Source organism: Stenotrophomonas sp. STEN033, from assembly GCF_056856655.1.
Map to the genome: position 1 here is coordinate 57,368 of NZ_JBXFWM010000010.1, position 26,528 is coordinate 83,895.

22 protein-coding genes are annotated in these 26,528 nt (G+C 66.1%); 17 read left to right on the forward strand and 5 right to left on the reverse strand.

Translation table 11 applies throughout. From position 1 onward, the window contains the following. Positions 1-42: 42 nt before the first annotated feature. Positions 43-1,524: an AAA family ATPase gene (locus AC1VXC_RS05655; RefSeq protein ID WP_313173904.1), complete on the reverse strand. Its 1,482-nt coding sequence runs from the start codon at positions 1,522-1,524 to the stop codon at positions 43-45. A 133-nt stretch (positions 1,525-1,657) separates the two neighbouring features. Here AC1VXC_RS05655 and AC1VXC_RS05660 point away from each other — a divergent pair, with 133 nt between their 5' ends. From AC1VXC_RS05660 to AC1VXC_RS05680, 5 genes are read left to right on the forward strand one after another with little or no spacing between them, the layout of a single operon-like run. Continuing rightward, positions 1,658-2,290, forward strand: coding sequence for a ParA family protein (locus tag AC1VXC_RS05660; protein ID WP_313173905.1), 633 nt, complete (start codon positions 1,658-1,660; stop codon positions 2,288-2,290). Between the two features lie 18 nt (positions 2,291-2,308). Next, on the forward strand, positions 2,309-2,785 hold the full coding sequence (locus tag AC1VXC_RS05665) for a SixA phosphatase family protein (protein WP_313173906.1): 477 nt from the start codon (positions 2,309-2,311) through the stop codon (positions 2,783-2,785). A gap of 4 nt (positions 2,786-2,789) precedes the next feature. Then, positions 2,790-3,359 (forward strand): YceI family protein, encoded by a 570-nt coding sequence (locus tag AC1VXC_RS05670; protein ID WP_481539162.1) that lies wholly within the window; start codon positions 2,790-2,792, stop codon positions 3,357-3,359. Further along, positions 3,356-5,335 carry a phospholipase D family protein gene (locus tag AC1VXC_RS05675; RefSeq protein ID WP_313493475.1) on the forward strand — a complete coding sequence of 660 codons (1,980 nt, stop codon included), beginning with the start codon at positions 3,356-3,358 and terminating at the stop codon, positions 5,333-5,335. Before AC1VXC_RS05670 ends, AC1VXC_RS05675 begins: the two co-directional genes overlap by 4 nt. Before the next feature lie 28 nt (positions 5,336-5,363). Beyond that, positions 5,364-5,792: a hotdog fold thioesterase gene (locus AC1VXC_RS05680; protein ID WP_303748033.1), complete on the forward strand. Its 429-nt coding sequence runs from the start codon at positions 5,364-5,366 to the stop codon at positions 5,790-5,792. Between the two features lie 185 nt (positions 5,793-5,977). Here the strand turns inward: AC1VXC_RS05680 and AC1VXC_RS05685 are convergent, their stop codons facing one another. Beyond that, positions 5,978-8,548 carry an EAL domain-containing protein gene (locus AC1VXC_RS05685; protein ID WP_313173909.1) on the reverse strand — a complete coding sequence of 857 codons (2,571 nt, stop codon included), beginning with the start codon at positions 8,546-8,548 and terminating at the stop codon, positions 5,978-5,980. Between the two features lie 199 nt (positions 8,549-8,747). Between AC1VXC_RS05685 and AC1VXC_RS05690 the strand changes: the two genes are divergently transcribed. Genes AC1VXC_RS05690 through AC1VXC_RS05705 form a run of 4 tightly spaced genes read left to right on the forward strand, consistent with a single transcriptional unit; the run spans position 8,748 to position 13,336 of the window. Next, positions 8,748-9,539 (forward strand): lysophospholipid acyltransferase family protein, encoded by a 792-nt coding sequence (locus tag AC1VXC_RS05690; protein ID WP_313173910.1) that lies wholly within the window; start codon positions 8,748-8,750, stop codon positions 9,537-9,539. A 57-nt stretch (positions 9,540-9,596) separates the two neighbouring features. Further along, positions 9,597-10,583 carry a YheT family hydrolase gene (locus AC1VXC_RS05695; protein ID WP_313173928.1) on the forward strand — a complete coding sequence of 329 codons (987 nt, stop codon included), beginning with the start codon at positions 9,597-9,599 and terminating at the stop codon, positions 10,581-10,583. Positions 10,584-10,641: 58 nt separating this feature from the next. Further along, on the forward strand, positions 10,642-12,711 hold the full coding sequence (locus AC1VXC_RS05700; RefSeq protein WP_481539161.1) for a tetratricopeptide repeat protein: 2,070 nt from the start codon (positions 10,642-10,644) through the stop codon (positions 12,709-12,711). 13 nt (positions 12,712-12,724) lie between these two features. Further along, positions 12,725-13,336 (forward strand): YbhB/YbcL family Raf kinase inhibitor-like protein, encoded by a 612-nt coding sequence (locus AC1VXC_RS05705; protein WP_481539160.1) that lies wholly within the window; start codon positions 12,725-12,727, stop codon positions 13,334-13,336. 325 nt (positions 13,337-13,661) lie between these two features. On the opposite strand, the gene AC1VXC_RS05710 is transcribed toward AC1VXC_RS05705, so the two are convergent. After that, positions 13,662-14,471 (reverse strand): DUF4377 domain-containing protein, encoded by an 810-nt coding sequence (locus tag AC1VXC_RS05710; protein WP_313173913.1) that lies wholly within the window; start codon positions 14,469-14,471, stop codon positions 13,662-13,664. 84 nt (positions 14,472-14,555) lie between these two features. Then, positions 14,556-15,350: an undecaprenyl-diphosphate phosphatase gene (locus AC1VXC_RS05715; RefSeq protein ID WP_313173914.1), complete on the reverse strand. Its 795-nt coding sequence runs from the start codon at positions 15,348-15,350 to the stop codon at positions 14,556-14,558. 213 nt (positions 15,351-15,563) lie between these two features. Between AC1VXC_RS05715 and glnA the strand changes: the two genes are divergently transcribed. The 3 genes from glnA (at position 15,564) to AC1VXC_RS05730 (ending at position 19,184) form a co-directional block, all read left to right on the forward strand. Continuing rightward, the gene (glnA, locus tag AC1VXC_RS05720) at positions 15,564-16,973 is read left to right on the forward strand and encodes a type I glutamate--ammonia ligase (protein ID WP_481539629.1); all 1,410 of its coding nucleotides are present in this window, start codon (positions 15,564-15,566) and stop codon (positions 16,971-16,973) included. Between the two features lie 365 nt (positions 16,974-17,338). Beyond that, a complete protein-coding gene (locus AC1VXC_RS05725; protein ID WP_057627937.1) occupies positions 17,339-17,677 on the forward strand; it encodes a P-II family nitrogen regulator in 339 nt (112 codons plus the stop codon). An 88-nt stretch (positions 17,678-17,765) separates the two neighbouring features. Then, positions 17,766-19,184 carry an ammonium transporter gene (locus tag AC1VXC_RS05730; RefSeq protein WP_313173917.1) on the forward strand — a complete coding sequence of 473 codons (1,419 nt, stop codon included), beginning with the start codon at positions 17,766-17,768 and terminating at the stop codon, positions 19,182-19,184. Between the two features lie 309 nt (positions 19,185-19,493). Here AC1VXC_RS05730 and AC1VXC_RS05735 read toward each other — a convergent pair whose 3' ends face one another. After that, positions 19,494-19,712 carry a DUF6500 family protein gene (locus AC1VXC_RS05735; RefSeq protein WP_293714182.1) on the reverse strand — a complete coding sequence of 73 codons (219 nt, stop codon included), beginning with the start codon at positions 19,710-19,712 and terminating at the stop codon, positions 19,494-19,496. Between the two features lie 185 nt (positions 19,713-19,897). Between AC1VXC_RS05735 and AC1VXC_RS05740 the strand changes: the two genes are divergently transcribed. The 5 genes from AC1VXC_RS05740 to AC1VXC_RS05760 all read left to right on the forward strand — a co-directional run bounded on the left by AC1VXC_RS05740 (position 19,898) and on the right by AC1VXC_RS05760 (position 26,520). Beyond that, the gene (locus AC1VXC_RS05740; protein ID WP_481539628.1) at positions 19,898-20,644 is read left to right on the forward strand and encodes an N-acetylmuramoyl-L-alanine amidase; all 747 of its coding nucleotides are present in this window, start codon (positions 19,898-19,900) and stop codon (positions 20,642-20,644) included. A gap of 28 nt (positions 20,645-20,672) precedes the next feature. Next, positions 20,673-21,728 carry a two-component system sensor histidine kinase NtrB gene (locus tag AC1VXC_RS05745; RefSeq protein ID WP_313173919.1) on the forward strand — a complete coding sequence of 352 codons (1,056 nt, stop codon included), beginning with the start codon at positions 20,673-20,675 and terminating at the stop codon, positions 21,726-21,728. Continuing rightward, positions 21,721-23,160 (forward strand): nitrogen regulation protein NR(I), encoded by a 1,440-nt coding sequence (ntrC, locus tag AC1VXC_RS05750; RefSeq protein WP_313173920.1) that lies wholly within the window; start codon positions 21,721-21,723, stop codon positions 23,158-23,160. Before AC1VXC_RS05745 ends, ntrC begins: the two co-directional genes overlap by 8 nt. 187 nt (positions 23,161-23,347) lie before the next feature. Further along, positions 23,348-25,828: a serine/threonine-protein kinase gene (locus AC1VXC_RS05755; RefSeq protein WP_481539627.1), complete on the forward strand. Its 2,481-nt coding sequence runs from the start codon at positions 23,348-23,350 to the stop codon at positions 25,826-25,828. 119 nt (positions 25,829-25,947) lie between these two features. Beyond that, positions 25,948-26,520, forward strand: coding sequence for a superoxide dismutase family protein (locus tag AC1VXC_RS05760; protein ID WP_313173922.1), 573 nt, complete (start codon positions 25,948-25,950; stop codon positions 26,518-26,520). Positions 26,521-26,528: the final 8 nt, after the last annotated feature.

Here is a 26,528-nt window from a genome sequence, read left to right on the forward strand (position 1 = left end):
CGGCACTACTGCCTACAACAGTGACTGCGTCTTTGGCCGGCTTCAATCCGCAGGCACGGTGCGTTCGCGCGCCCAGTCGCGTAGCGACTGCACCTGCTCGGCCATCAAGACCGACAGCGGCCGTGTGTTGCGGATCTCGGTCATCAGCAGGTCGGTGTCCAGCGGCTTGTTCTCCGCATGGGCGGCATACAGGCCGGCGACCACCGCCTGCTCGATCTCGGCACCGGAGAAGCCATCGCTGGCTGCTGCCAGCGCTGGCAGCGCAAACAGATCCGGCTGCAGTTGGCGGCGGGCCAGGTGCAGGTGCAGCAGTTCGACGCGGGTGTCAGGCGAGGGCAGGTCGACGAAGAAGATTTCGTCGAAGCGGCCCTTGCGCAGCAGTTCGGCCGGCAGCTCCTGCACCTGGTTGGCGGTAGCGACGATGAATACCGGGGCCTTGCGTTCGGCCATCCAGGTCAGCAGGTAGCCGAGCACGCGACGCGACACGCCGCCGTCCTCGCCACCGCTGGCCAGGCCCTTCTCGACTTCGTCTATCCACAGCACGCAGGGCGCCAGCTGCTCGGCCGAGGCCAGCGCGTCGCGCAGGTTCTTCTCGGTCTCGCCGTGGTACTTGTTGTACAGGGTGCCGAAATCCAGCCGCAGCAGCGGCACGCCGAAGCCGGCGGCGGTGGCCTTGGCCAGCATCGACTTGCCGCAGCCCTGCACGCCGAGCAGCAGCATGCCCTTGGGCGGATCCAGCCCGGGCGGGACGTTGCCGGAGACGAAGACCGCGCGGCGCTGCTCGATCCAGCGCTTGAGCCGGCGCGCGCCGGCCACGTCGCTGAAACGGGCCGAGTCGTATTCGTAATGCAGGTGGCCGCTGCGGTTGAGCAGCTCGAACTTGAGCTTGGCCAGTTGCGGCAGGTCATCGGCCTGCAGCGCGCCGTCGGCATAGATCAGCTGGCGGGCGATGCGGCGGGCGTCGGTCATGCTCAACCCGCGCAGGTTGCGCAGGATCTGCTGCACCGCCTCCTGGTCCACCTCGACCCGCCGCCCGCCGTTCTCCTGGGCATAGCTGGTCGCCTCCTCGCGCAGCATCTTCAGCAGCGCGTTGGCGTCAGGCAGGCGGGGATTGAAGCGGGTCGCCAGTGCTTCCAGTTCGGCCGGCAGTTCCACCTTGGCGCCGACCAGCACCACCACGTGGGGCTGGCTGTGGCGGCGCTGGATGATGTCGCGCAGCAGCCGCTGGTGGCTGGCGTAGCCCAGGTAGGGGTGGAAATCGAGCAGCAGGTAGATGCCGCGCTGGTCGGCCTCCTGGATCATGCGCAGGGCGGCGCTGGCGTCGGGTGGGCCGACTGCCTCGTCCTCGCGGTCCATGTCGATGCGGCGCAGGCCCTCGGTGATGGACCAGCGGTACAACGAGCGCCACACGTGCATCAAGGCCTCGCGGAACAGGCCCACGATACGGGTCTCGTCCTGCGTTTCGATGACGATCAGCGCGGTGTTGGCACGGATCAGTGCGGTCAGGTCCTGCAGCTCGCTCATGGTGGTTCCAATGCCGGGGGCGACACGATAGCAAGCCGCAGGCCATGCCGGGGCTGCTTCCTCACCGGATGACTACCTTTGGTAACGCGGGCCGGTGTACGCTGCGGGCAAGTCCCGCGAAAACGAGGCGTGCATGAAGACGATTCTGGTAGCCGGCTCCAAAGGCGGCGTCGGCAAGACCACCATCGCTACCCATCTGGCCGCACACTCGGCCCTGTCCGGCCAGGCAACGGTGATCGCCGATGCCGACCCGCAGGGCTCCAGCACCCGCTGGGCGCAACGCCGCTCCAGCCTGGAGAGCGCGGTGCTGCCGGTGGACGTGCACCGCAAGAAGAACTGGGAAAAGCTCATTCCCGATGGCGCCGAGCAGGTCATCATCGATGCCCCGGCCGGGGCCTACGGCGAGGATCTGGAGCGTTTCATCGACACCGCCGATGCGGTGGTGGTGCCGGTGCTGCCCTCGGCGCTGGATATCGAGGCCATCGTCGGCTTCCTCAACAGCCTGTCAAAGATCAAGCGCATCCATTCGCGGGCGGTGCCGGTGGGCCTGGTGCTCAACCGCACCAAGCCGTGGACGCAGACCTCGCAGCAGGCCCGGCAGATGCTGGCGCAATGGCCGTATGAAGTGGTCGCGCAGCTGCGCGACAGCCAGAGTTATGTGGTGATGGTCGGGCTTGGGCGCAGCCTGTTCGACTATCACTCTGCACAGGTACGCGAGCACCAGCAGGACTGGGAGCCGCTACTCAAGTGGTTGAACAAGGTCTGACAGGAGTATTACCCGACCATGCGTGAATTGATCCTGCTGCGACATGCCCATGCCGAACCGGCGGCCAATGGCCAGGCCGATATCGACCGGCCCCTCTCACCGCATGGCCTGGCCGAGGCCGAGGCGGCCGGCCGTTGGTTACAGGAACACAAGTTGGTGCCGGACCGGGTGCTGTGCTCGCCGGCGCGGCGCACCCGCGAGACCCTGGAGGCGGTGCTGGAGCGCACCGGCTACGTCGAGCAGCGGCTGGAAGAACGTATCTACGAGGCCGCGCCAGGCACCCTGGCGGCGCTGCTGGACGAACATAAGGAGGTCGAACGCCTGCTGGTGGTCGGCCACAACCCGGGGCTGGAGCAGCTGGTGGCGTTGATGCACAGCGGCCAGTCCGGCGACTACCGTGGCATGCCGCCGGCATCGGTGGCGGTGCTGTCCCTGCCGATGGAGGCGGCGATAGAACCGGGCATTGCCCGGCTGACCGAATTCTGGTGGCCCTGAGCCCATGGCGGCGGCGCGGTATGGGCTGCTGCTGATTCTGTTGATGCTGAGCGGCTCGGCCCTTGCGGCCGAGCCACTGCATTTCGACACGGCGCACTCCCGCTTTGGTTTTGAGATACGTACCCGCTTCGGGCAGAAGGTGGAGGGGGTGTTCCCGCGTTTCGAAGGCTGGATCACCGTGTTGCCCGATGGCCGCCACCAGGTGCGGCTGCGCATGTATACCGAATACGTGGAAATCCCCGACCGGCCGCGCTACACCGGCTGGATCCGCGGCGAGGACTTCTTTGATGCGGCGCGTTACCCGGTGGTGGAGTTCGATTCGGACCCCTATGCACCGCAATTGAGTGAAACCGGTGGCGACGTGCCAGGGCGCCTGTCGATCCGCGGTATCAGCCGGCCCGAGGTGATGCATCTGGCAAAACCTGAATGCGCACGGCCCGGCTATGATTGCGATCTGGTCAGCCGCGGTACCATCCTGCGTGGCCGATATGGCATGGACAGCTGGCAGATGGCCCTGAGTGATCGAGTGATATTCGTACTGCGTACACGCCTGGTTGGCGCCCCCAAAAAGTGAAAGCTGTCCTCCGTATCCTGCCGGTGCTGGCGCTGCTGCTGGCCAGCGGTTGTGCTTCGCTGTCCAATCAGCAGCGTGAGCGTGCCGAAGGCATTGCCGTGGCTGCCCGTTCCACCGAAGTGGCCTGTGACCAGCCCGACCGCTGTGCGCTGGACTCGCCGTTGCGGGCACTCGGTGGCAAGGCCATCGCCGAGTCCACCGCACAGGCCCCGCGCCACTACGCCACCATCCTCGATGAAGGCGAACTGTCGCTGATCGCGCGCTTGAACCTGATCCGCAGCGCTACCCGCAGCGTGGACCTGCAGACCTATATCTTCGACACCGACGACAGTGCACGGATGGTGATCGACGAACTGCTGGCCGCCGCCCGGCGCGGGGTCAAGGTACGTGTGCTGATCGACCAGCTCTCGGCGATCTCCGACCTGCAGATGCTGGGCGCGCTGTCCGGCGCGCATGCCAATTTCGAGCTGCGCGTCTACAACCCGGCGTTCGGCAAGGCCAAGCTCAATTACTTCGACTATGCCGGCAGCGTGCTGTGCTGCTTCCGCCGCTTCAACCAGCGCATGCACAACAAGCTGCTGGTGATCGACGATGTGATCGGCGTGGTCGGTGGCCGCAACTACCAGGACGACTATTACGACTGGGACAGCGAGTACAACTTCCGCGACCGCGACGTGGTGGTGGCCGGGCCGGAGGCGCGCGAGATGGCGGCCAACTTCCAGGCCTTCTGGGTGGCGCGTCGCAGCGTCCCGGCCGAGCGCCTGAACGATGTCGGCAAGACCCTGTTGAACGAGGGCGTGCCGGCCATGCCGGAGGCTGCGTTCCGCCGCCCCGAGCGGATCGCGCGGGTGGATGCCGAGGCATCGGACCCGGACTTCATCGAACAGGCATTTGTCGATACCGCGCTGCCGGTAAGTACCGTCAGTTATGTCGCCGACCTGCCGCGCAAGCATCGCCGTGAACGCGAGGCACAGCCGCTCAACGGCCAGCATGTGACCGAGCCGAAGCTGGATGCGCTGATCGCGCAGGCGCAGACCGAGGTGCTGCTGCAGACGCCGTACCTGGTGCTGTCCAAGCCCGCGCAGGAGTTGTTCAGGAACCTGCGCAAGCGCGAAGCGCCGCCGCGCGTGGTGGTCTCGACCAACAGCCTGGCTGCGACCGACAACCCCATCGTCTATGCGCTGTCGTACAAGTACAAACGCCGCAACCTGCGCGAGCTGGGTTTCAACATCTACGAGTACAAGCCGTTCCCGCTGGATGCACCGATCGACTACGCGCAGCTGCTGCCAGCGCCGCTGGACGGCGAGCCGGTAGCGCCGGCGCCAGCACGCAGCCGGGTGATCGGTGGCAGCGCGGCGGGCAGCAATGTGCGCGGCAGCGGTTCCGGCCGCCGGCTCAGTGCCGACGGCAGCGAGGTCGAGCGCGAGGTGCTGCGCACCGAAACCCGCCCCTCCTTCCTGGGCACGCGCGCGGTCAACCGACCGCTGCCGGTGACCCGCCGCGGCGCGCGCATGGGCCTGCACGCCAAGTCGCTGGTGGTGGACCGCCGGATCGGCGTGATCGGTACCCACAACTTCGATCCGCGCAGCGAGAACTACAACACCGAGGGCGCGGTGATCATCGACGATCCCGCCTTCGCCGAGCAGTTGGCGCAGAGCATCCTGCGTGACACGCATCCGGACAATTCCTGGGTGGTGGCGCCGCGCGAAAAGCCGCCGGTGCTGTCGGGCCTGAACTACAGCCTCGGCAAGGCCTCCGAGGCACTGCCTATCCTGGATTTCTGGCCCTGGCGCTATGCAACCGACTACGCCTTCAAGCCGGGCCCGGAATGCCCGCAGCCGTTGCCCCGGCAGGACCCGCGTTTCCACAGCTGTTACACCGCAGTCGGCGACTTTCCGGAAGTGAATGTCGGCCCCAAGTGGGTGCTGGTGCGCATGCTGACCGCCTTTGGTGCCGGGCTGGTCCCCATCCTCTGAGCCTTCCATTCCCCAACAGGTAGCTGCAATGAGCCAAGTATTCCGCGCGCCGGTTGACCTGAAGCTGGTCAATGAGTTGAGCCGCAACACGCTGATCGATCATCTGGGCATTGTTTTCACCGCCGCTGGTGATGATTGGCTGCAGGCCACCATGCCGGTGGACGCGCGCACCAAGCAGCCGTATGGGTTGCTGCATGGCGGTGCTTCGGTGGTACTGGCGGAGACGCTGGGCAGCAGTGCCGGCAACCTGTGCGTGGACCCGACCCAGCAGGTGTGTGTCGGCCTGGAGATCAATGCCAACCATCTGCGCGCGGCGCGCAGCGGCGTGGTTACCGGTACCGCACGCGCGCTGCATGTGGGGCGCACCACCCAGGTGTGGGAGATCCGCATCGAGGACGAGGCCGGCAAGCCGGTGTGCATTTCGCGGCTGACCTTGGCGGTTGTCGCGGTTGGGTGAGTGGTTGGCGTTCAGGGTCAAGAGCCAAGAGCCAAGAGCTGAAAAGCACCCCTCCCCAACCCTCCCCTTGCCTGCGGCAAAGGGAGGTGGCGCAGCTTTACCCCCTCCCTTGCGCGCAGCGAAGGGGAGGGCTGGGGAGGGGTAGCTGTTGCCGTTGCTCTTGTTCCCGCCCCGGCAAGCACCCGCTAAACCACCATCGCCACCGGCAGGTGCGCGCGCACCCAATCGGCCAAGGCCGGTGCCGGCAGGGCAGGGGTGAAGTGAAATCCCTGTGCGATCTCATAACCCTGCGCACCCAGCAGGCGCAGCTGCTCCAGACTTTCAACGCCTTCGGCGACCACCTTCAGCTGCAGGCTCTGGCCGATGTGGGCGATGGCCTGGGTCAGCGCGCTGGCCACCTTGTCGCCCTCGATGCCATGGACGAAGCTGCGGTCCAGCTTGAGTTCGCTGATCGGTAGCTGGCGCAGATAGCTCAGGCTGGAATAGCCGGTGCCGAAGTCGTCCATCGACAGCCGCACGCCCAGTGCATGCACCTGGCGCAGCGTCTGCAGGGTGATCGGGTCGCCGTCCAGCAATACGTCTTCGGTGATCTCCAGGGTCAGGTCACCCGCGCTCAGTGACTCCTGCTGCAGGATCTGGCTGATGCAGTCCGGCAGCGCCGCGCTGTGGAAGTTGGTCGGTGACAGGTTCACCGACACCGACGGTACGTCGAGGCCTTCCTGGCGCCAGCGGCGCAGTTGCCGGCAGGCCTCGCGCAATGCCCATTGGCCGAGATCGCCGATCAGCCCGGCTTCCTCGGCGAGGGGGATGAAACGGATCGGCGGCACGCTGCCCAGGCGCGGATGCTGCCAGCGCGCCAGCGCTTCCACGCTGTGCAGCTGGCCGCTGTGGATGTCGATCTGTGGCTGGTAATGCAGTTGCAGCTGGCCCTGCTCCAGGGCCTCGCGCAGCGCTGCTTCCAGCGCCATGCGTTCCTGCGCGCATTCGTCCATCTCACTGCTGTAGAAGCGCACGCGGTTGCGGCCGTTGTGCTTGGCCTGGTACATGGCGACATCGGCATGGTGCAGCAGCGAATCCATGTCGCCACCGTCATGCGGAAAGATGCTGATGCCGATGCTGGCCGACGGGCGGATCTCCATGTCGCCCAGTGGCAAGGGCAGCCCGAGGGTACGCAGGATGCGTTCGCTGCGCTCGCTGGCCGTGGCCACGTCGCAGCGGTTGAGGACCACCACGAACTCGTCGCCGGAGAGCCGGCCGACGATGTCCATCGGCCCGGTCTCTTCCTGCAGGCGCCGCGCCACCGTGCGCAGCAGCTCGTCGCCACCAGGGTGACCGAAGGAATCGTTGATCTGCTTGAAGCGGTCCAGGTCGATGAACATCACCGCCAATGACTGCCCTTGATGGCTGGCCGCGGTGATCGCCTGGTCGGCCTGTGCGTGCAGCAGGCTGCGGTTGGGCAGGCCGGTGAGGTCGTCGTAGAACGCGAGCCGGCGGATCCGGTTGCGGGCTTCCTCGCGTTCGAGCGCCAGCGCGCACAGGTGCACGATGACCTCGACCAGGCGGTGATGGAAGCTGTCCGGATCGTAGGGCTGGCGGTAGTAGAAGGCGAAGGTGCCGAGCACGCGGCCATCGTTGGCCTTGATCGGGGTGGACCAGCAGGCGGCCAGGCCATGCTGCAGGGCCAGGTGGCTGATGCCCTCCCAGTTGGGGTCGGTGGCGATGTCGCGGCTGATCACGGTCTGGCCGGTATGCGCGGCGGTGCCACAGCTGCCGGTCTTCGGTGCCACCGGTACGCCGTCCACCAGCCGGGTATAGGCATCGGGCAGGCTGGGTGCCGCCAGGTGGCGCAGCCGTCCGTCCTCCACCCGCAGCACCGAGCACAGCACCTGCGGGGCGATCTTCTCCACCTCCAGGCACATCATCTGCATCACTTCGGCGGTGGGTACCTCGCGCACCATCGCGTCGAGCATCTTGTGCTGCAGGACTTCGTGCACCTTGGTGCGGGTGATGTCCATCAGCACGATGACCAGGTTCACCAGCGTGCCGTAGTCATCGAAGATGGGATTGGTGCTGACCGAGCACCACAAGGGCTGCCCGTTCTTGCGGTAAAGCCGCTCGTCGGCGCGGATCGGCTGCCCGGCCAGCAGGCGCGCGAGGTAAGCGCCTATCTGCTCGGGCGAATAGCTGTCCGGTGCCAGCAGCGCCGGCACGTACTGGCCCATCGCCTCGCTGTCGAGGAAGCCGAACAGGCGCCGGAAGCCCTTGTTCAAATGCACGATGCGGCCTTCGGCATCGGTGATCAGCACCGCGCTCTGGGTTTCATCAAAACCCAGCGACAGCAAGCGCTCGCGCGCCTGCGCCAGCCGCCGGGCGGTGACATCGTGCACCAGTGCCAGATGGATGCTGCGGCCATTGTCGGCGATCTGCGACAAGGTGACGCTGATCCAGCATGGAACGTCGTCCTTGCGGATCATCTGGATGTCGTGCGGATTGGCAGCCAGCTCCTGCACGCGGTTGCTGCTGCCGGGATACAGGCGGGTGTTGTAACGCTCGCGCATGCTGGCAGGCGCCAGCGTGCCCAGGTTCTTGCCTTGCAGCTCGGTGCGGGACCAGCCGGAGATGTCCTCCATGGCATGGTTGACGTACAGGATGGTGTTGGTGTCGTCGAACAGAATCACGCCGTTGCCGATCTGCTCCAATGCCGCCGAGAACAAATGCAGCATGTCTTCTGTCGATGACAGCAGCTGCCGGTCCATCATGCGCTCCCCTGAACGATAGTGTTGTTGTACACACTTCATGCCGGGAAAGGTGCCGGCGTACCCCGATTCGGTGGGCTGGCCGGTACTTCCTGTCGATAGTGTGGCACGGCGCACCTTTTGGATGCGCCTCCGGCAAAGCCTGTCGGGGCGGCTGCCGTGCTGGCGGAAGCCGGACCGCATCCGGTATCGTGCGGGGATGACTTCCCCCCGTCCCGCCCGCCAGGGCGGTGTGGCCCGCGTGTTCCGTTACCTGTACCGCGTCCCGCTGCTCCTGGTTCACATTGTCCTGTTCCTGCCGCTGATCCTGCTGCTGATGACGCAGCCGTTGGGGCGTATCGGCCCCGCCAGCAACCCGCTGGAAGAGCGGGTGGTGCGCTGGTGGTCGGGCGGTTTGATGTGGATCTTCGGCTTCCGCCTGCAGCGCTACGGCCAGCCCTTGCCGGGCGCGGTGCTGTTTGTGGCCAACCACGTGGGGTGGGTCGACATCTGCGTGATCCACAGCCAGAAGATGGTCGGCTTTGTCGCCAAGCGCGAGATCGCCGGCTGGCCGGTGGTCGGCTGGGTCGCCAGCCGTGGCCACACCATTTTCCACCAGCGCGGTAACACCGAGTCGCTGGGCGGGGTGATGGAAGAGATGGTCAAGCGCCTGCAGGAACAGCGGCCGGTGGCGGTGTTCCCGGAAGGGCGCACCCGTGGCGGCACCGAGGTGGGTCCGTTCCATGCGCGCATCTTCCAGGCGGCGGTGGAAGCCGGCGTGCCGGTGCAGCCGATAGCGCTGCGTTATGGCGTGCGCGGTGATGCGCAGACCACGGTGGCGTTCGCGCCGGGCGAGAGCTTCGCCGGCAACTTCCTGCGTCTGCTGGGTGAGCCGGCACGGCGTGGTGAGGTGCATTTCCTGGAGCCGATCGGCAGCCAGGATCTGGAAGGTCGCCGGCGCATTGCCGAAACCTCGCGCGCGCGCATCGTGGCGGTGATGGAAGGGCCATAAGGTGCGTACCGCGGCCACCACAGCGTTGGGCAGTCCTCGCCAACCGGGTCGGCCATGCTGAGCGCCTGCAATTACCAGCCACCGCGCTGGCTGCGGAACCCGCACCTGCAGTCGATGCTGGCATCCAGCCGGGTGCGGCTGCGGCGCGGCAAACAACTGCTGGCCGGCACCGGTGCGCTGACCCAGGAACTGATGCTCGATGGCGGCGACGGTGTGCGCCTGCAGGCCTGGCACAGCCGGCTGCCGGGCACGCCACCCAAGGCGCTGGCGTTGCTGCTGCATGGCTGGGAGGGCAGTGCCGAATCCAGCTACATGCGGATGACCGCCGTACGTCTGCTGGAGCAGGGCTTTGACGTGGTGCGGCTGAACTTCCGCGATCACGGCAACACCCACCACCTCAATCCGGGCATCTTCCATTCGTGTCGTATCGACGAAGTGGTCAATGCCGCCGGTGATGTGGCGCAGCGCTTTGCCGACCTGCCGATGGTGGCGGCGGGCTACTCACTGGGTGGCAATTTCGTATTGCGGCTGGCCTTGCATGCGCCAGCGGCCGGGGTGCCGCTGCGGCACGTGGCCTCGGTATGCCCGGTGCTGGATCCGGGCATCACCATGGACAGCATCGAGCGCGGTCCGGTGATGTACGACTGGTATTTCCGCCGCAAATGGACCGGCTCGCTGCGGCGCAAGCGCGCGTTGTTCCCGGAGCTGGCCGACTGCGATGACAGCGTGCTGAAGCTGGACATCCGCGCGCTGACCGGCTGGCTGGTGGACCGGCATACCGACTTCGGCTCGTTGCAGGAGTACTTCGACGGTTACTCCATCGCCGGCAGCAAGCTGGCCGGGCTGCAGGTGCCGGCCGACATCCTGATGGCCGCCGACGACCCGGTGATTCCGTTCACCACCTTCGACCACTGGCAGTTGCCGGCCGACGCGCATCTGGAGATCGCGCGCTGGGGCGGCCACTGCGGTTTCATCGAGAACCTGCGTGGCGATGGCTTCTCCGAGCGCTGGGTGGCGCAGCATCTGGCTGCCGCCGTCGGCTGAACCCGGCGGGCGCGGCCGGGGCCGCTACAATGCAGGTTTGCGCTCACGCTGGACCGCCATGCAAGACAAGATCATTGAAGCCCTGCGCCGTAATGCCACCGACGAGGCCGTGACCCTGGCCCAGGCATGGGTTGGCGCGGAACCGCAGCAGGCCCAGGCCCACCGTTGGCTGGCGCTGGCCCTGCAGCAGGATGAGCAGCTGGAGCCGGCCCAGGCCAGCCTGGAGCAGGCACTGAGCCTGGCACCGGACGATGCCGCCCTGCATCTGCAACATGCCGGCCTGCTGCTGGCACAGCGTCAGATCGACGCTGCCGGGCAGGCACTGGACCGCAGCACCGCGCTGAACCCCAACGAGTTCTCCGCCTACCTGATGCAGGCGCACCTGGCCTTGGGCCGTGACGATATCGACGAGGCCGACCGGCTCGGGCGCTTGGCTGCCCGTGTCGATCCGGACAGTCCCGAACTGGGCGCGATTGAAGGCATGGTCGCGTTGCGGCGCGGCGACGCTGACCGCGCGCTGGCCATCCTGTCGGCCGCCAGCAGCCGTTTGCCGGGTGATGTCCGCGTGTTGTACGCATTGGGCTTCGCCTATCTGGGCAAGGACATGCTGGCCTTTGCCGAGCAGGCGTTCCGCCGCGTGATCGAATTGAACCCGAGCAACCACGCGCTGCGTGGCCTGGTCGTGCAGTTGGCCTTGCGCCAGGGGCACCTGGACCGCGCGGCCGAGATGATGCGCGAGGTACTGGCCACGCCACAGGGTAATACCCCGGGCATGCGCCGCCTGGCCGGTGAGCTGGAGCTGGCCTCGGGCCAGCCGCTGCAGGCGCTGGAGCATCTGTTGCCGTTGCTGCAGCAGGTGCCAGGTGATCGCCCGACGCTGCAGATGTTGCTGATGGCTTGGCAGCGCCTGGGCCGCGAGGAAGAAGCGCGCAATGAGCTGGAAGCCGCCGTGCAGGCGCAGCCGCAGCTGCATGACCTGTGGATGGCACGGCTGGCCGTGGCCCAGGTCGGCAGCGAGGAGGCGGTCGACGTGGTCGAACGCTGGTTGGCGGCGATGCCGGAGCACCTGCCAGCGCTGGAAGCGCGGATGAGCCTGCATGACATGAACGACCAGGCCGAGGAGGCCGAGGCCGTGGCCCATCACATCGTCGCCCTGGAGCCGGGACGGGTCAGTGGCGAGCGGCGCATTGTCGAAGCCCTGCTGCAGCGTGAGCCGAGTGCGGCGATCGCGCATGTGCAGCAGCTGGTGGACAACGCCCCGGAACAGGCGCGTGCGAGTGTGCGCAGCTGGCTGGGTGCCATCCAGGACCGCGCGGGTGATCATGCCGGCGCAGTGGCTACCTGGTTGCGCCTGCATGAAGAGATGACACCCAACCGTGTGCCGCTGCCGCAGCAGGCGCGGGCACCGGCCGAATGGCCGGCGATGGGTGAGGTGGCGGGTGACAACCCGATCAGGCCGATGTTCCTGTGGGGCGCACCGGGTTCGGGCGTGGAGCGGGTGGCAATGGTGATGGCGGCAGGCAGCCGTGTATTGCGCGCTGACCGCTTCGGACCGACCCCGCCCAATGATGCGTTCCAGAACTTCCTGACCCTGCAGCGACTGGCAACCGACGCACTGACGCCGGAACAGCTGGTGCAGCAGTGGCGTGAGGCGCTGCCGGCACGCGGCATCGAAGACGGCAACGTGATCGACTGGCTGCTGTGGTGGGACAACGCGCTGCTGTGGGCGCTGCGCCCGCAATTGCCGGAAGGCCGCCTTGTCATCGCCCTGCGTGACCCGCGCGACATGCTGGTGGAGTGGCTGGCGCTGGGTGCACCGGCACCGCTGGCGGTGACCTCGTGCAACGAGGCAGCGCAGTGGCTGGCGCGCGCGCTGGCGCAGGTGGCACTGCTGCACGAGCAGGAGCTGTATACCCACATGATCATCCGTACCGACGACGCGGTGAACGATCCGGAGGCGATGGGTGCGCTGTTGGAGCAGGCCTTTGGCCTGCGTTTCCCGCCGGTGCGCAGCCTGGGTCAAGGCACCATTTCGGCCGGCCATTGGCGTCATTACGCACAGGTGCTGGCGGCTGAGTTTGCGCTGCTGACCCCGGTCGCGGTGCGTCTGGGTTATCCCGAAGCCTGAGCAAGGAGAAAGCATGAAACTGGACAGCCAGAGTTTTCAGAATGGGCAGCCGATTGCGGCCGAATTTGCCGCCGGTGATGCCCATGGCTTCGCCGGCAACCGTAATCCGCAGCTGGCATGGCGTGATGTGCCGGCAGGCACGCGCTCGTTCGCGCTGATCTGCGTGGACCCGGATGTGCCGACGGTGGCCGAGCTGGTGGGCCGCGACGACGTCAGCATCCCGCTGGACCAACCGCGTGGTGATTTCGTGCATTGGGTGATGGTGGATGTTCCTGCCGAGCTGCGCGAGATCGCTGCCGGCAGCTGCAGCGATGGCTTCACCGCGCATGGCAAGACGCAGCCGACCGGTCCGGCCGGTGCACGCCAGGGCATCAACGATTACACCGGCTGGTTTGCCGGCAATGCACAGATGAGCGGCACGTACTACGGCTATGACGGCCCGTACCCGCCGTTCAACGACGAGCGCCTGCACCGCTATTTCTTCCGTCTGTTTGCGCTGGATGTGGAGCGTCTGCCGGTGGAAGGGGCATTCACCGCCGCCGACGTGTACCGCGCCATGCAGGGCCACGTATTGGCCGAGGCAGCCGTGCACGGCACCTATACGTTGAACAAAGCGCTGGCCTAGCCATGTAGTGCCGAGCCATGCTCGGCAGGGGCAAGAGCGACCCCTCCCCAACCCTCCCCTCCGCCTTCGGCGCAAGGGAGGGGGCGTAGTGCCGAGCCATGTTCGGCAGGGGGCAAGAGCGACCCCTCCCCAACCCTCCCCTCCGGCTTCGGTGCAAGGGAGGGGGCGTAGTGCCGAGCCAAGTTAGGCAAGGGGTTCCTGGTAATGCCCCAGCCGAGCATGGCTCGGCTCTACAGATGAAGCTTTCCCAGCCGAGCATGGCTCGGCTCTACAAAGCAGAAAGGGCGCCGCAAGGCGCCCTTTCTGCTTGTTCAACGGCGATGGCTTATTTGGCCATTTCCGACATCACCACCATGTCCAGCACATAGGCCTGCGACGGTGCGTCAGCCGGCGGGTTCTTGATCTCATAGCGCTTCAGGCGCAGCACGTTGCGGACGCCCGGCTCGTGGGTATAGCCCTCGATGTTGCCGTAGAAGTTGGTGAACTCACCGCGCTTGCCCTGTTCCAGGCCCTGCTCGTTGTACTTCACCTCACGCACCTGCAGGCAGGTGGCGTCCTTCATCAGCGGGTGCGGGCAGGGCTTGGTCTGCGGCTCGACTTCCAGGAACACGGTTTCGCCCGGGCCACCGTAGCGGGTTTCAGCGGTCGGCTCGGCGCGGAAGCTGAGCACGTCACCCTTTTCGGTGACCAGGGTCATCGCCGATGCATCCAGTGCACGCACGCTCAGCTTGCCCTGCAGACGCTCGCTGATCAGGCCATCGAGCGCCATCAGCGGGCCCTGGCAGGCCTTGTTGGTGGACATCAGGTTGCCAACCGTCAGCGCGCCGGCTTCCAGGGTGTAGCCGCCACCGATGTTGTTGCAGGCATTGCTGACCGACAGGCGGTTGTCCTTGAAATCCAGGGTCAGCGGCTTGTCAGCCTGCACGAACAGGCCGTCGATGCGCTTGCCGCTGGCGTCCACGGCGTTGTCCAGAAGCCAGTGGTTTGCAGCCAGCTGGGTGGTGTCGAGGTTCGCGGCAGGAGCGGCGGTGCTGGTGTCGGGGGTCGCTGCGGTTTCGCTCTTGGTGCTGGCCGGCGGATTGCTGCAGGCGGTCATGAGGGCGATGGGCAGTGCCAACAGAAGAATGCGCTTCATGGTGAACTCCTTGTGGTGCGTTGGAAAAGTCAGAACGTCAAACGGCCATGGCCGTTTGTCGGGGTTGCACTTGCGACTGCACGTTCAGTTGCCAGCAGGCAAAAACAACAGCAGGCCGAAGCCCAATGCGATGCGGTATAGCGCAAAGCCGGTGAAGGGGCGGCGTTTGATATAGCTCAGCAGCCACTTCACCACGATGAAACCGGTGATTGCCGCTGCCACGAAGGCTACGCCTACGTCGGCCCAGTTTTCATTGCCCAGCTGGCCTTTCTTGAACATTTCCAGCAAGGCGTAGCCACTGGCGGCGAACATGGTGGGAATGCCGACCAGGAACACGAACTCGGCGGCCGCGGCGCGACGGGTCAGGCCCAGCAGCAGGGCCAGGAAGATGGCCGCGGCCGAGCGCGAGGTACCGGGGAAGACGCCGGCCACCACCTGCGCCAGGCCAACGGCGACGGCAACCTTCCAGGTCACCGTGTCGCTGTCCGGCAGGCGCCCGGCAAAACGCTCGGCGATCAGCATCCAGACGCCGCCGATGACCAGCGCCCACGCCACCGGGGTGACGGTTTCGGGCAGTTCCCAGCCGGCCAGGCGCACCGGCAGGCCGACCACGGCGGTGACCAGGAAGGCCACGCCCAGCTTCATCACGTAGTCGCGGTTCTCACGCTGGTTCAAGCCGGTGGCCAAGGACCACAGCCGCTGCCGGAACGCCAGCAGCACCGCGAGGATCGCGCCGGCCTGGATGACGATGTTGAAGAAGTCCGAGCGTGCGCCCAGCCAATGCTGGGCGATCAGCAGATGGCCGGTACTGGAAATCGGGAGAAATTCGGTGAGGCCTTCAAGAATGCCCAGCAACAGGGCGGAGAGCAGGTCGGACATGAGGGTTGGTATGGGAAAGGCGGGCACAGCATAGAGCATTGCGTGTTGCGCACCTGAATGGTGCATGGAATGAAATCAGCACCAAAATGGTGCTCAAAGCCGCCTGCAGCGCTGCATTGATATCAATTAAAACAATGACTTATTGCGATACAAAAGTTGGCACGTCATTTGCTTTTATTCCTGCACATCACCACCCATCCGAGGTTTCACCCGATGTCCCTGGAAAACGTTGAGAAGCTGATCAAGGACAACCAGATCGAGTTCATCGACCTGCGTTTCGTCGACATGCGTGGCATCGAGCAGCACGTGACCTTCCCGGTCTCGATCATCGAGCCATCGCTGTTCGAGGAAGGCAAGATGTTCGATGGCAGCTCCATCGCCGGTTGGAAGGGCATCGCCGAGTCGGACATGGTGCTGATGCCGGACGCCGACAGCGCCTACCTGGATCCGTTCTACGCCGACCCGACCCTGGTGCTGACCTGTGACGTGCTGGACCCGGCCACCATGCAGGGCTACGGCCGCTGCCCGCGCGGCATCGCCAAGCGCGCCGAGTCGTACCTGAAGTCCTCGGGTATCGCCGACCTGGCCTTCTTCGGCCCGGAGCCGGAATTCTTCATCTTCGATTCGGTCCAGTTCGCCAACGACATGGGCCACACCTTCTTCAAGATCAACTCCGAGGAAGGCTCCTGGAATACCGGCAAGAGCTACGACGGCACCAACAGCGGCTACCGCCCGACAGTGAAGGGCGGCTACTTCCCGGTGCCGCCGACCGACTCGCTGCACGATATCCGCGCCGAGATGTGCAAGGTGCTGGAAAAGGTCGGCATCGAAGTCGAAGTGCACCACCACGAAGTGGCCAATGCCGGCCAGTGCGAGATCGGTGCCAAGTTCAACACCCTGGTCACCAAGGCCGATGAACTGCAGCGCATGAAGCACGTCATCAAGAACGTTGCCCACCGCAACGGCAAGACCGTGACCTTCATGCCCAAGCCGCTGGTCGGCGACAACGGCAGCGGCATGCACGTGCACCAGTCGCTGGCCAAGGGCGGCGCCAACCTGTTCTCCGGTGACGGCTACGGCGGCCTGAGCCAGATGGCGCTGTGGTACATCGGCGGCATCTTCAAGCACGCTCGTGCCATCAACGCCTTCTCCAACTCCGGCACCAACAGCTACAAGCGCCTGGTGCCGGGCTTCGAGGCACCGGTGATGCTGGCCTACTCGGCCCGCAACCGCTCGGCCTCGTGCCGCATTCCGTGGGTGTCCAACCCGAAGGCACGTCGCATCGAAATGCGCTTCCCGGATCCGATCCAGTCCGGCTACCTGACCTTCACCGCGCTGATGATGGCCGGCCTGGACGGCATCAAGAACCAGATCGACCCGGGCGCACCGAGCGACAAGGATCTGTACGACCTGCCGCCGGAAGAAGAGAAGCTGATCCCGCAGGTCTGCTCCTCGCTGGACCAGGCACTGGAAGCACTGGACAAGGACCGCGAGTTCCTCAAGGCCGGTGGCGTGATGAGCGACGACTTCATCGATGCCTACATCGCGTTGAAGATGAAGGAAGTCACCGCGTTCCGCGCGGCGACCCATCCGCTGGAATACCAGCTGTACTACGCAAGCTGATGTAACGGCGGCCAGTACAGCGTGCTGGCCGCCGGCAACACCAGGTGTAGTTGCTAGCTGTTGTTAGGCGGCGGTGGCGCGGACCCTCCCCCTCCCATCTGCGTCATCGCCGCCGCCTTTGTTGCTGGGGAGCACAAGGGCGATGCAGCCGCCAACAACACACCTGCAGGGGCAAGAGAATCCGAGCGCGCGGCATGGGCCAGTCCTCCCTCCCGCGTGGTTGTAGCGGCCGGCAGCACTGCCGGTGGCAACAGCCAGGCCCATGATGCGTTCGGCGCAACAGCCAGCGGTCGCACAGCGGCCGGTGGAAGACACGATGCCGGCCCGCAGCCGCAGGCCGGTCTCCTCCACATCGGGACATGCGCATGAAATTAATCTCCGCGATCATCCGTCCATTCAAGCTCGACGAAGTGCGTGAAGCCTTGGGCGCCGCAGGCGTTTCCGGCATCACCGTCACCGAGGTCAAGGGCTTTGGGCGGCAGAAAGGCCACACCGAGCTGTACCGTGGCGCCGAATATGTCGTCGATTTCCTTCCCAAGATCCGCATCGAGACCGCCGTCACCGACGACAACGTCGAGGCGGTGATCGAAGCGCTGCAGGGCGCCGCCGGCACCGGCAAGATCGGTGACGGCAAGATCTTCGTTACCGCGCTTGAGCAGGTGGTGCGTATCCGCACCGGCGAAACAGGCGCAGACGCGCTGTAAGAACCGCACCGCCCCGTCCTCCGGCGGCAGCGACCGCCAGGTGACAACGGGTCGCTGGCAGGTTCCACCCCCACAACCGGAGTCGACAATGCGAACGGAATTTTTCACCGGGTTGAACACCCGGTTCGGAGGCTTGTGCCTGTCTTTCATGCTCAGCGTGCTGCTGCTGGGTATGTTTTCCAGCACGGCATGGGCACAGGAAACGCAGGCCCAGCCTGCAAGCACCACGGAAGCGGCGGCCGAACCGGCAGCGGCCGTACCCGCAGCCGCTGCAGAAGCAACACCCAGTTTCGACAAGGGCGACGTGGCGTGGATGCTCACCGCCACCTTGCTGGTCTTGATGATGGTCGTACCCGGCCTGGCCCTGTTCTATGGCGGCCTGGTGCGGGCCAAGAACGTACTATCCGTGCTAAGCCAAGTGCTGGTGGTGTTCTCGCTGGTGCTGATGCTGTGGGTGGCCTATGGCTATAGCGCGGTGTTCAGTGCCGGCAACCAGTTCTTTGGTTCTTTCACCGAGTTTGCCTTCCTCAAGGGCTTCACCCCGGACTCGGTGGGCAATACGCCGATCGCTGGCCTGCCGGACTTCCTGTTCGTCGCCTTCCAGTCGACCTTCGCCGGCATCACCACAGCACTGATCGTCGGTGCCTTCGCCGAACGCATCAAGTTCCGTGCGGTGCTGCTGTTCTCCGCGCTGTGGTTCACCCTGAGCTATATCCCGATGGCGCACATCGTCTGGGGTGGCGGCTATCTCGGTGAGATGGGCGCGATCGACTTTGCAGGTGGCACCGTGGTGCACATCAACGCCGGTGTTGCCGGCCTGGTGGCCGCATGGTTCGTCGGCAAGCGCCTGGGCTATGGCCAGACCGCGTTGAAGCCGCACAACCTGCCGCTGACCTGGATCGGCGCGATGCTGCTGTGGGTGGGCTGGTTCGGTTTCAACGCCGGCTCGGCCGCTGCTGCCGACACCGTGGCCTCGCTGGCCTTCATCAACACCGTGCTGGCGACGGCCGCAGCGGTGCTGGGCTGGACGCTGGTGGAAGCGATCACCAAGGGCCATCCCTCGGCACTGGGCGCAGCCTCGGGCGCGGTTGCCGGGCTGGTTGGTGTAACCCCGGCCTGCGGCACGGTGGGGCCGTTGGGCGCCATCGTGATTGGTTTCGTCACCGGCATGGTCTGCGTCTGGGGCGTAACCGGCTTGAAGCGGCTGTTGAAGGCCGACGACACCGCCGACGTGTTCGGCGTGCATGGCGTGGGCGGCATTGTTGGCGCCATCCTCACCGGCGTTTTCAGCGCGCAGTCGCTGGGGGGTACCAAGGTTGATCTGGATATCGGCCACCAGCTGTGGGTGCAGGTGGTCAGCGTGGGCTTCACCGTGTTGTGGTCGGCCGTCGTCACCGCCGTCATCCTGCTGGTGGTCCGCGCGCTGGTTGGCCTGCGTGTCAGCGAAGAGGCCGAACGCACCGGCCTGGACGTGACCACCCATGGCGAATCGGCCTACGAGGCATAAGCTGTTGCTCAAAGCCCCTCTCCCGTTTAACGGGAGAGGGGTTGGGGTGAGGGCAGCTTTTGAGGCTTTACCGGGAAAGCCCCTGCCGAGCATGGCTCGGCACTACCGCTCTGAAGCCCCTCTCCCGCGTGCGGGAGAGGGGTTGGGGTGAGGGCAGCTTTTGAGGCTTTACCGGGAAAGCTCCTGCCGAGCATGGCTCGGCACTACCGCTCTGAAGCCCCTCTCCCTGCGGGAGAGGGGTTGGGGAGAGGGTAAGCCGAAGCAGCATCACCGTACGGTCGAGGCCAAATCGAAGAAGCCCACAGTGCGCTAGCCCTCAGCCAGCACCAGCGCCTTCACCTTCTCAGCCTTCTCGAAATGATCCAGGCGCTGGATCGATATCCACCACGTAGCCGCTTCCATCAACAACTCAGGGTCGTCATTGCGGTTGGCGAAGAACGCGTAGAACGACACCCCAACCGTCGGCCCCTTCGCCGCGATCTTCGCATCGCAGACCGCAACGATCTTCTGTTTCAGTGAATCACGCATGGTTGCTCCGGCAGACATCACAGCACTTCGTCTGCATAGCCTAGCCACAACGGCCAGTCATCCGCAGCCGAACGCGGTCGTGGCCTCCACTTCCTGAGCAGGCCCTCCAATGCATGCAATCCATATCGACGCACCCGCCTTGCCATGCCTGGATGCACTTGCAATGCCGCGCCCGGCAACGTGCAATGTCCCCCATGAAGACCAGACTGCTGCTGCCGCTCGCCCTGTTGGCCACGCTGACCGCCTGTACCTCCACACCGGACCGCAATCCGCTCGCGCACTGGGTGCCGTCGCCGAACTACAACGACCGCCAGCCGGTGTTGATCGTGCTGCACCACACCGAGCAGAACTCGGTGCAGCAGAGCCTGGACACGCTGCGCAGTGCCAACAGCGGCGGCAAGGTCAGCTCGCACTACCTGGTCGGCAGCGATGGTGAGCTCTATCAGCTGGTGGCCGATGGCGAACGTGCCTGGCATGCCGGTGGTGGCCGCTGGGGCGGCTTCACCGATCTCAACTCCACCTCGATCGGCATCGAGATCGACAACGACGGCAGCAGCCCCTTCACCGAACCGCAGATCGCCAGCCTGCTGCGCCTGCTCGAGGACCTGTGCACGCGCTTCAACATCCCGCGCAGCCAGATCATCGGCCACGCCGATCTGGCACCGACCCGCAAGGCCGACCCCAGCCGCTATTTCCCGTGGCAGCAGCTGGCCGAAGCCGGTTTCGGCCTGTGGCCAGACCCGAAGCACGGCCCGGCGCCGGCCGGTTTTGACAGCTGGATGGCGATGCAGGCCTTCGGCTACGCGCTGGACGACCGGGCTGCCGCCGCACGCGCCTTCCACCGCCGCTTCCGCGGCAGCGACACGCTGCCGGCCGAACTCGATGCCGAGGACGCCCGCATCCTGCATTCCCTGCTGTTGCAGAAGCAGTGATGCGGCCGCTTTGCACTATATTGGTGCAATGACCGACGCCGATTTCTCGCCGACCCCGGAATTGCTGGCCACCCCATTGGTCTGGTGTGGCGCGGATGGCCGTATCCAGGGGGCGAACCCGGCCTTCTGCCGCTGGCTGGGGGTCAGCGTGCGGCGCCTGCTTGGCCAGCCGCTGGTGTCGCTGGAAGCGCAGGGTGAGGTGCTGGCACAGCGCCTGGCCAACCCGGCCACCGACATGAGCCGCCTGCCACGGCTGACCCTGGCCTTGCCAGGCGAGGCACCGCGCTTCGCCGATGGCTGGCTGAGCGCGCTGGAGCAGGGCGGCTGGCTGCTGGAAGCGCACCCGGTGGACGAGTTCCAGGGCGCCGATCCGGCGCAGGTGCTGCCCGGCGCCTTCAGCGCGGCGCTGAAAGGCCTGGCCCATGAACTGCGCAATCCGCTCGCCGGCCTCAAGGGCGCCGCCCAGCTGCTGGCGCGCCGCGCCAGCGGCCGCGATGCCGACGAGCGCGAGCTGATCGAACTGATCGGCGCCGAGATCGAACGCCTCAATACCTTGCTGGAACAGCTGCTGTCGCCGGCACCGCAGCGCCCGCATGCGCCGCTGAACATCCATGCCGCACTGGAGCGGGTGCTGCGCCTGGTCGAGAACGAAGCCGGCTGGTCGGTGCGCCTGCTGCGCGATTACGACCCCAGCATTCCCGAGTTCCCCGGCGACGCCGACCGTCTCACCCAGGCCTTGTTGAACCTGGTGCGCAACGCCATCCAGGCAGGCGCCACCAGCGTCACCCTGCGCACCCGTGTCGAGCACGGCCTGCGCATTGCCGAGCAGCCCTATGCGCTGGCCCTGCGCCTGGAAGTGGCCGACGACGGTCGCGGCGTACCGGAAGAACTGGCCGAGCACCTGTTCCTGCCACTGGTCAGCGGCCGTGCCGAAGGCACCGGCCTGGGCCTGGCGCTGGCGCAGCAGGTCGCACGCGAGCATCGCGGCACCTTGAGCTACCGCTCGCGCCCCGGACACACCGTGTTCACCGTGCTGCTACCGCTGCCTGCCGCTGAGGAAGCGCCGGAGGTGAGCGATGCATAAGTCCACACAGGCTGCGACCGTCTGGGTGGTCGATGACGACCGCTCGGTGCGCTTCGTGTTGACCACCGCCCTGCGCGATGCCGGCTATACGGTCGAGGGTTTCGACAGTGCGGCTGCGGCGCTGGATGCCCTGGCGCGGCAACCGGTGCCGGACCTGCTGTTCACCGACGTGCGCATGCCCGGTGATGACGGCCTGGTATTGCTGGACAAGCTCAAGGCCGCGCACCCGCAGCTGCCGGTGATCGTGATGTCGGCGTATACCGATGTCGCCAGCACCGCCGGCGCCTTCCGTGGCGGCGCGCATGAGTTCCTGTCCAAACCCTTCGATCTGGATGATGCGGTGGAGCTGGCGCGGCGCGCGCTGCCCGAGGCCGAGGAGTTGCCGGCGCCGGTGGTGCCGCCAACACCGGCGGCGAGGGACGAAGGCCCGCCGCAGCTGATCGGCGACACCCCGGCCATGCGCGCGCTGTTCCGCGCCATCGGCCGTCTGGCGCAGGCGCCGCTGTCGGTACTGATCAACGGCGAGACCGGCACCGGCAAGGAGCTGGTCGCCAATGCGCTGCACCGCGAATCCCCGCGCGCCAAAGGGCCGTTCGTCGCCCTCAATACCGCCGCGATCCCGGCCGAACTGCTGGAAAGCGAATTGTTCGGCCACGAAGCCGGCGCCTTCACCGGTGCCAGCAAACGCCACATCGGCCGCTTCGAGCAGGCCGACGGCGGCACCTTGTTCCTGGATGAAATCGGCGACATGCCGCTGGCCCTGCAGACGCGGTTGCTGCGCGTACTGGCCGAGGGCGAGTTTTTCCGCGTCGGCGGCCGCGAGCTGATCCGCGTCGACGTGCGGGTGGTCGCGGCCACCCACCAGGATCTGGAAACCCTGGTCGAGCAAGGCCGTTTCCGCGCCGACCTGCTGCATCGCCTGGACATGGTGCGCCTGCTGCTGCCGCCCCTGCGCGAGCGCCTGGGCGATGTGCCGCAGCTGGCCGAGAACTTCCTGGCCAACGCCGCCCGCCGCCTCGACATGCCGCCCAAGCGCCTGTCCGCTGCCGCCGTCAAAGCCCTGCGCGAGCACCAATGGCCGGGCAACGTCCGTGAGCTGGAAAACGTCTGCTGGCGGCTGGCGGCGCTGGCCGTGGCCGACACCGTATCGGCCGAAGACGTGCAGGCCGCGCTGAACCGCGGCGGTCGCGCGGCAGCCAGCATGGCGGCGGTCGCGCCGCAGCACTGGGATCGGGCGTTGGCCGCCTGGGCGCGGCAGCGTCTGGCCGAAGGTGCCCACGGCCTGCATGCCGAAGCACGCGAGCGCCTGGACAATGTGCTGCTGGAGGTGGCGTTGGACGTTACCGGCGGTCACCGTGCAGATGCCGCAGCGCGGCTGGGACTGGGGCGCAACACCGTTACCCGCAAACTCGGGCCAAGCCGGCGCCGCTGAGTTGCCAGCTCCTTCGGTGCCCGCCGAAGGGCGGTATGTATACTCGGCTCCCCATGGAGCCGACGGCGGCGTTGGCGGATGGGAACGCGCTTATGAACCCTTGTTTCTGCGTGCATTGCAGGGCTGCAGCGGCGTCTCCCGCGCGGGTCCATGAGCAGCTGGCCTTGCCGGCGCGGCGGTCCTACCCATGTTGAGTGCCGAGGCATGGCGCCGGCTGGTCGAATTATTCAGCCAGGCGACCGATCTTCCGGAAAGCGAACGCATCGATTTCGTCTATGCGCAGACGGACGAGACCCCGGAGTTGCGACAGGAGCTGCTGGCGTTGCTCGCTGCCGACGGGGACGCGACACGAAGGTTGCGCGAGCCACTGCAACGCGCGGCAGAAGTGCTGCTGCAGGTGGATGAGGCCGACATCGCCGCAGGCACCCGGTTCGGGCCGTGGTCGGTGCAGCGGATGATTGGCGCAGGCGGCATGGGCAAGGTGTATCTGGCGCAGCGCGCCGATGGTGCCTATGAACGTGAGGTCGCGCTGAAGCTGGTGCGCTCGCAGGCATTGAGCGAACGTCGTCACCTGCATTTCGAGTACGAATGCCGGCTGCTGGCGCAGATGCAGCATCCAGCCATCGCGCAGATCCATGATGCCGGCATCGACCCGGAGGGACGCGCCTACCTGGTCATGGAATACATCCAGGGCCAAGCCATCACCGATTGGTGCGACCAGCACGCATCGAGCCTGCGCGAACGCATCGAATTGCTGGTAAAGGTCGCCGAAGGCGTTCAGCACGCACACCAGAAGGGCGTGATCCATCGCGACCTCAAGCCCGGCAATGTGTTGGTATGCAGCATTGACGGGCAGGCGATGCCCAAGATCATCGATTTCGGCATCGCCATGGAAACCGCGAGTACGGAGATCAGCGGCGGCGGTGGCACGCCGGGGTACATGAGCCCCGAGCAATCGCTGCCGGGCAGTGATGTTGACGCGCGCAGCGACGTGTACTCACTCGGTGCGATCCTCTACGAACTGGCCTGCGGCGCGCGGCCGCAGGCGCCCTTGCTGCAGGTACCATCGCAGCACCTGCGCAGCCTCGCGCCGGAGCGGCAGCAGCAACTTGCCGCTGCGCGCGGCAGCAAGCCGACGCAGCTGCTGCGGGAATTGCGCGATGGCCTGGACGCGATTGCCAGCAAGGCCCTGCGCACCGAGCGAGCGGAGCGCTATGCGTCGGTATCATTGTTGCTCGAAGACCTGCGTCGTTGGTTGCGCCACTATCCGCCACAGGCGGCAGGCCGCACCGGCCTGCTGTCGCTGCGCAAGTTCGTGCGCCGCAATCGGCTGATGGTCGGGGCTGCAACGGCTGTCGTCGCAGTGCTGGTGGCGGGCCTGGTCGCCACGGCCTGGTCGCTGCGCGAAGCACGCCAGGAAGCCGCGCGCGCCAAGGTGTCTTCCGGCTTTCTGGCATCGGTGCTGGACAGCATGGACCCGGCCATGGCCGAGGACCTGGACAAGACCCTGATGCTGCGGGTACTGGACGATGCGTCGCGGCGGGCACCGCAGGATCTGTCTGCCTACCCGGACACGCTTGCGGACATGCGCTTGATCATTGCCATCAACCAGATCGTGCTGGGTGAATATGAGCGCGCCATCGACCACCTGGAAGCGATACGCAAACTCGCCGACAAACATCCCGGGGTAATGGAGCTGCAACGCCTGCGCGCATTGCAGGTGCTGGGCGATGCCTATGTGGCAAGCGACAGGAACAGCGAGGCGCAAGCGGTACTGGATGAGGGTATCGCCAGGGCACGTGCTGGCGATCCAGCCCACCTCTGGCTGGGCTACGACATGCAGTCACGCCTGTCCTGGGTGCGTTTCGTGCAGGGAAAGGCGCCCGAAGCACTGGCGCTGGCGAAGGAGGCGCTGGATGGCTTCATCCGTATCGCCCCCGCGGATGACCAGCAACGACTGGATGCGGTCAAACGCTATGCGAACCTGCTGTCCACCAGCGGTGATTACGCCCAATCCATCGCCCTGATGGATGACGTGGTGCAGCGGCGCACACGCATCAACGGACGCGATCATCCGCTGACCCTGGTGGCACGACGTGACCTGGTGACAACACGGCTGCGCATGCGCGATTTTGCCGGTGCCGAGCCTGAGCTCCGGCAGTTGCTGTCCGCCTACGAACGCATCTATGGCCCAGACAACGGCTATCCCATCGGTGTGCGCGGCATGTTGGGCAGCGCATTGCGTGAACAGGGCAAGGTGCAGGAAGCGGGGCCGCACTATCGCGCGACCATGGAGTGGAACGCCCGCCGGTTTGGTCCGGAATCGCAATCCACCGTGGTCGCACGGCACAACCACGCCAACTGGCTGCTGGCAGCAGGACAGGCCAGCGCATCGCGGGACGAGCAGAAAGCCCTGCTTGCCATTGCAGATCGCAGCCTGGGCCGCGCCAACCACATCACCGCGGAAGTCCTGCGTGGCCTGGCCGAGGCAGAACTGGCAATGGGGGAGCGTAGCAACGCCCACCGGCACGCCAGCGCGGCGCTGGCGGCCATGCGCGAAGTCTATGGTGACCAGCACGAAGGCGCGCTGCGCGATGTTCGGGCCACATTGCAGAAGGTGGAAGCGGCGGAGGCGGGTGCGACTGCCGTATTGGGTGGCGCCGATTGAATGCAACCCGCACTCGACCGCTGCGCCGCAAACAGGCATCGTTGGCACGACCTGTTTACAGCAACACCTTGCCAGGCCAGGCCGTGAGCCTTGTCGGCACGTAATCAAAGGAGTTCCCCATGCGCCAGCGCCTGCTTCTGATCACCGCCACCAGCACCTTGCTGCTTGCCGCCTGCGGCACCAGCCCGCGTACAAAGCCCGAGCCGCCACCGCCGCCGGTGGCGACGGTCAGCACCGCCAGGATGGCCGAAGCCAATCTGGCGCCGGCCTCGGCAAGTCTGGTCAGCGGCCGTCTGGCCTTGGTGCCGGAAGCCGGTGGTGTGCATATCACCGGGGTGATCGGCGGTTTGCCGCGCGGCCAGCAGGCGGCCTTCCATGTGCATGAAAAGGGCGACTGCAGCGCGATGGATGCGAGCAGCGCCGGCGGTCACTTCAACCCGGCCATGCAGCAGCATGGCCGGGCCGGTGCCGGCGCGCACCACGCCGGTGACATGGACAATCTTCAGGCCAATGCTGAAGGCGTGGCGAACGTGGACGTTCATCTTCGCGGCGTTACCCTCGGCGGTGGTGCTGCAAACGACGTCGCTGGGCGCGCCTTGGTGGTACATGCGTCGGCCGACGATTACCGCAGCCAACCGGCCGGCAATGCCGGCGCGCGTGTCGCCTGCGCGGTGATCCGCGTGGTGCGCTGAGCGGGCCC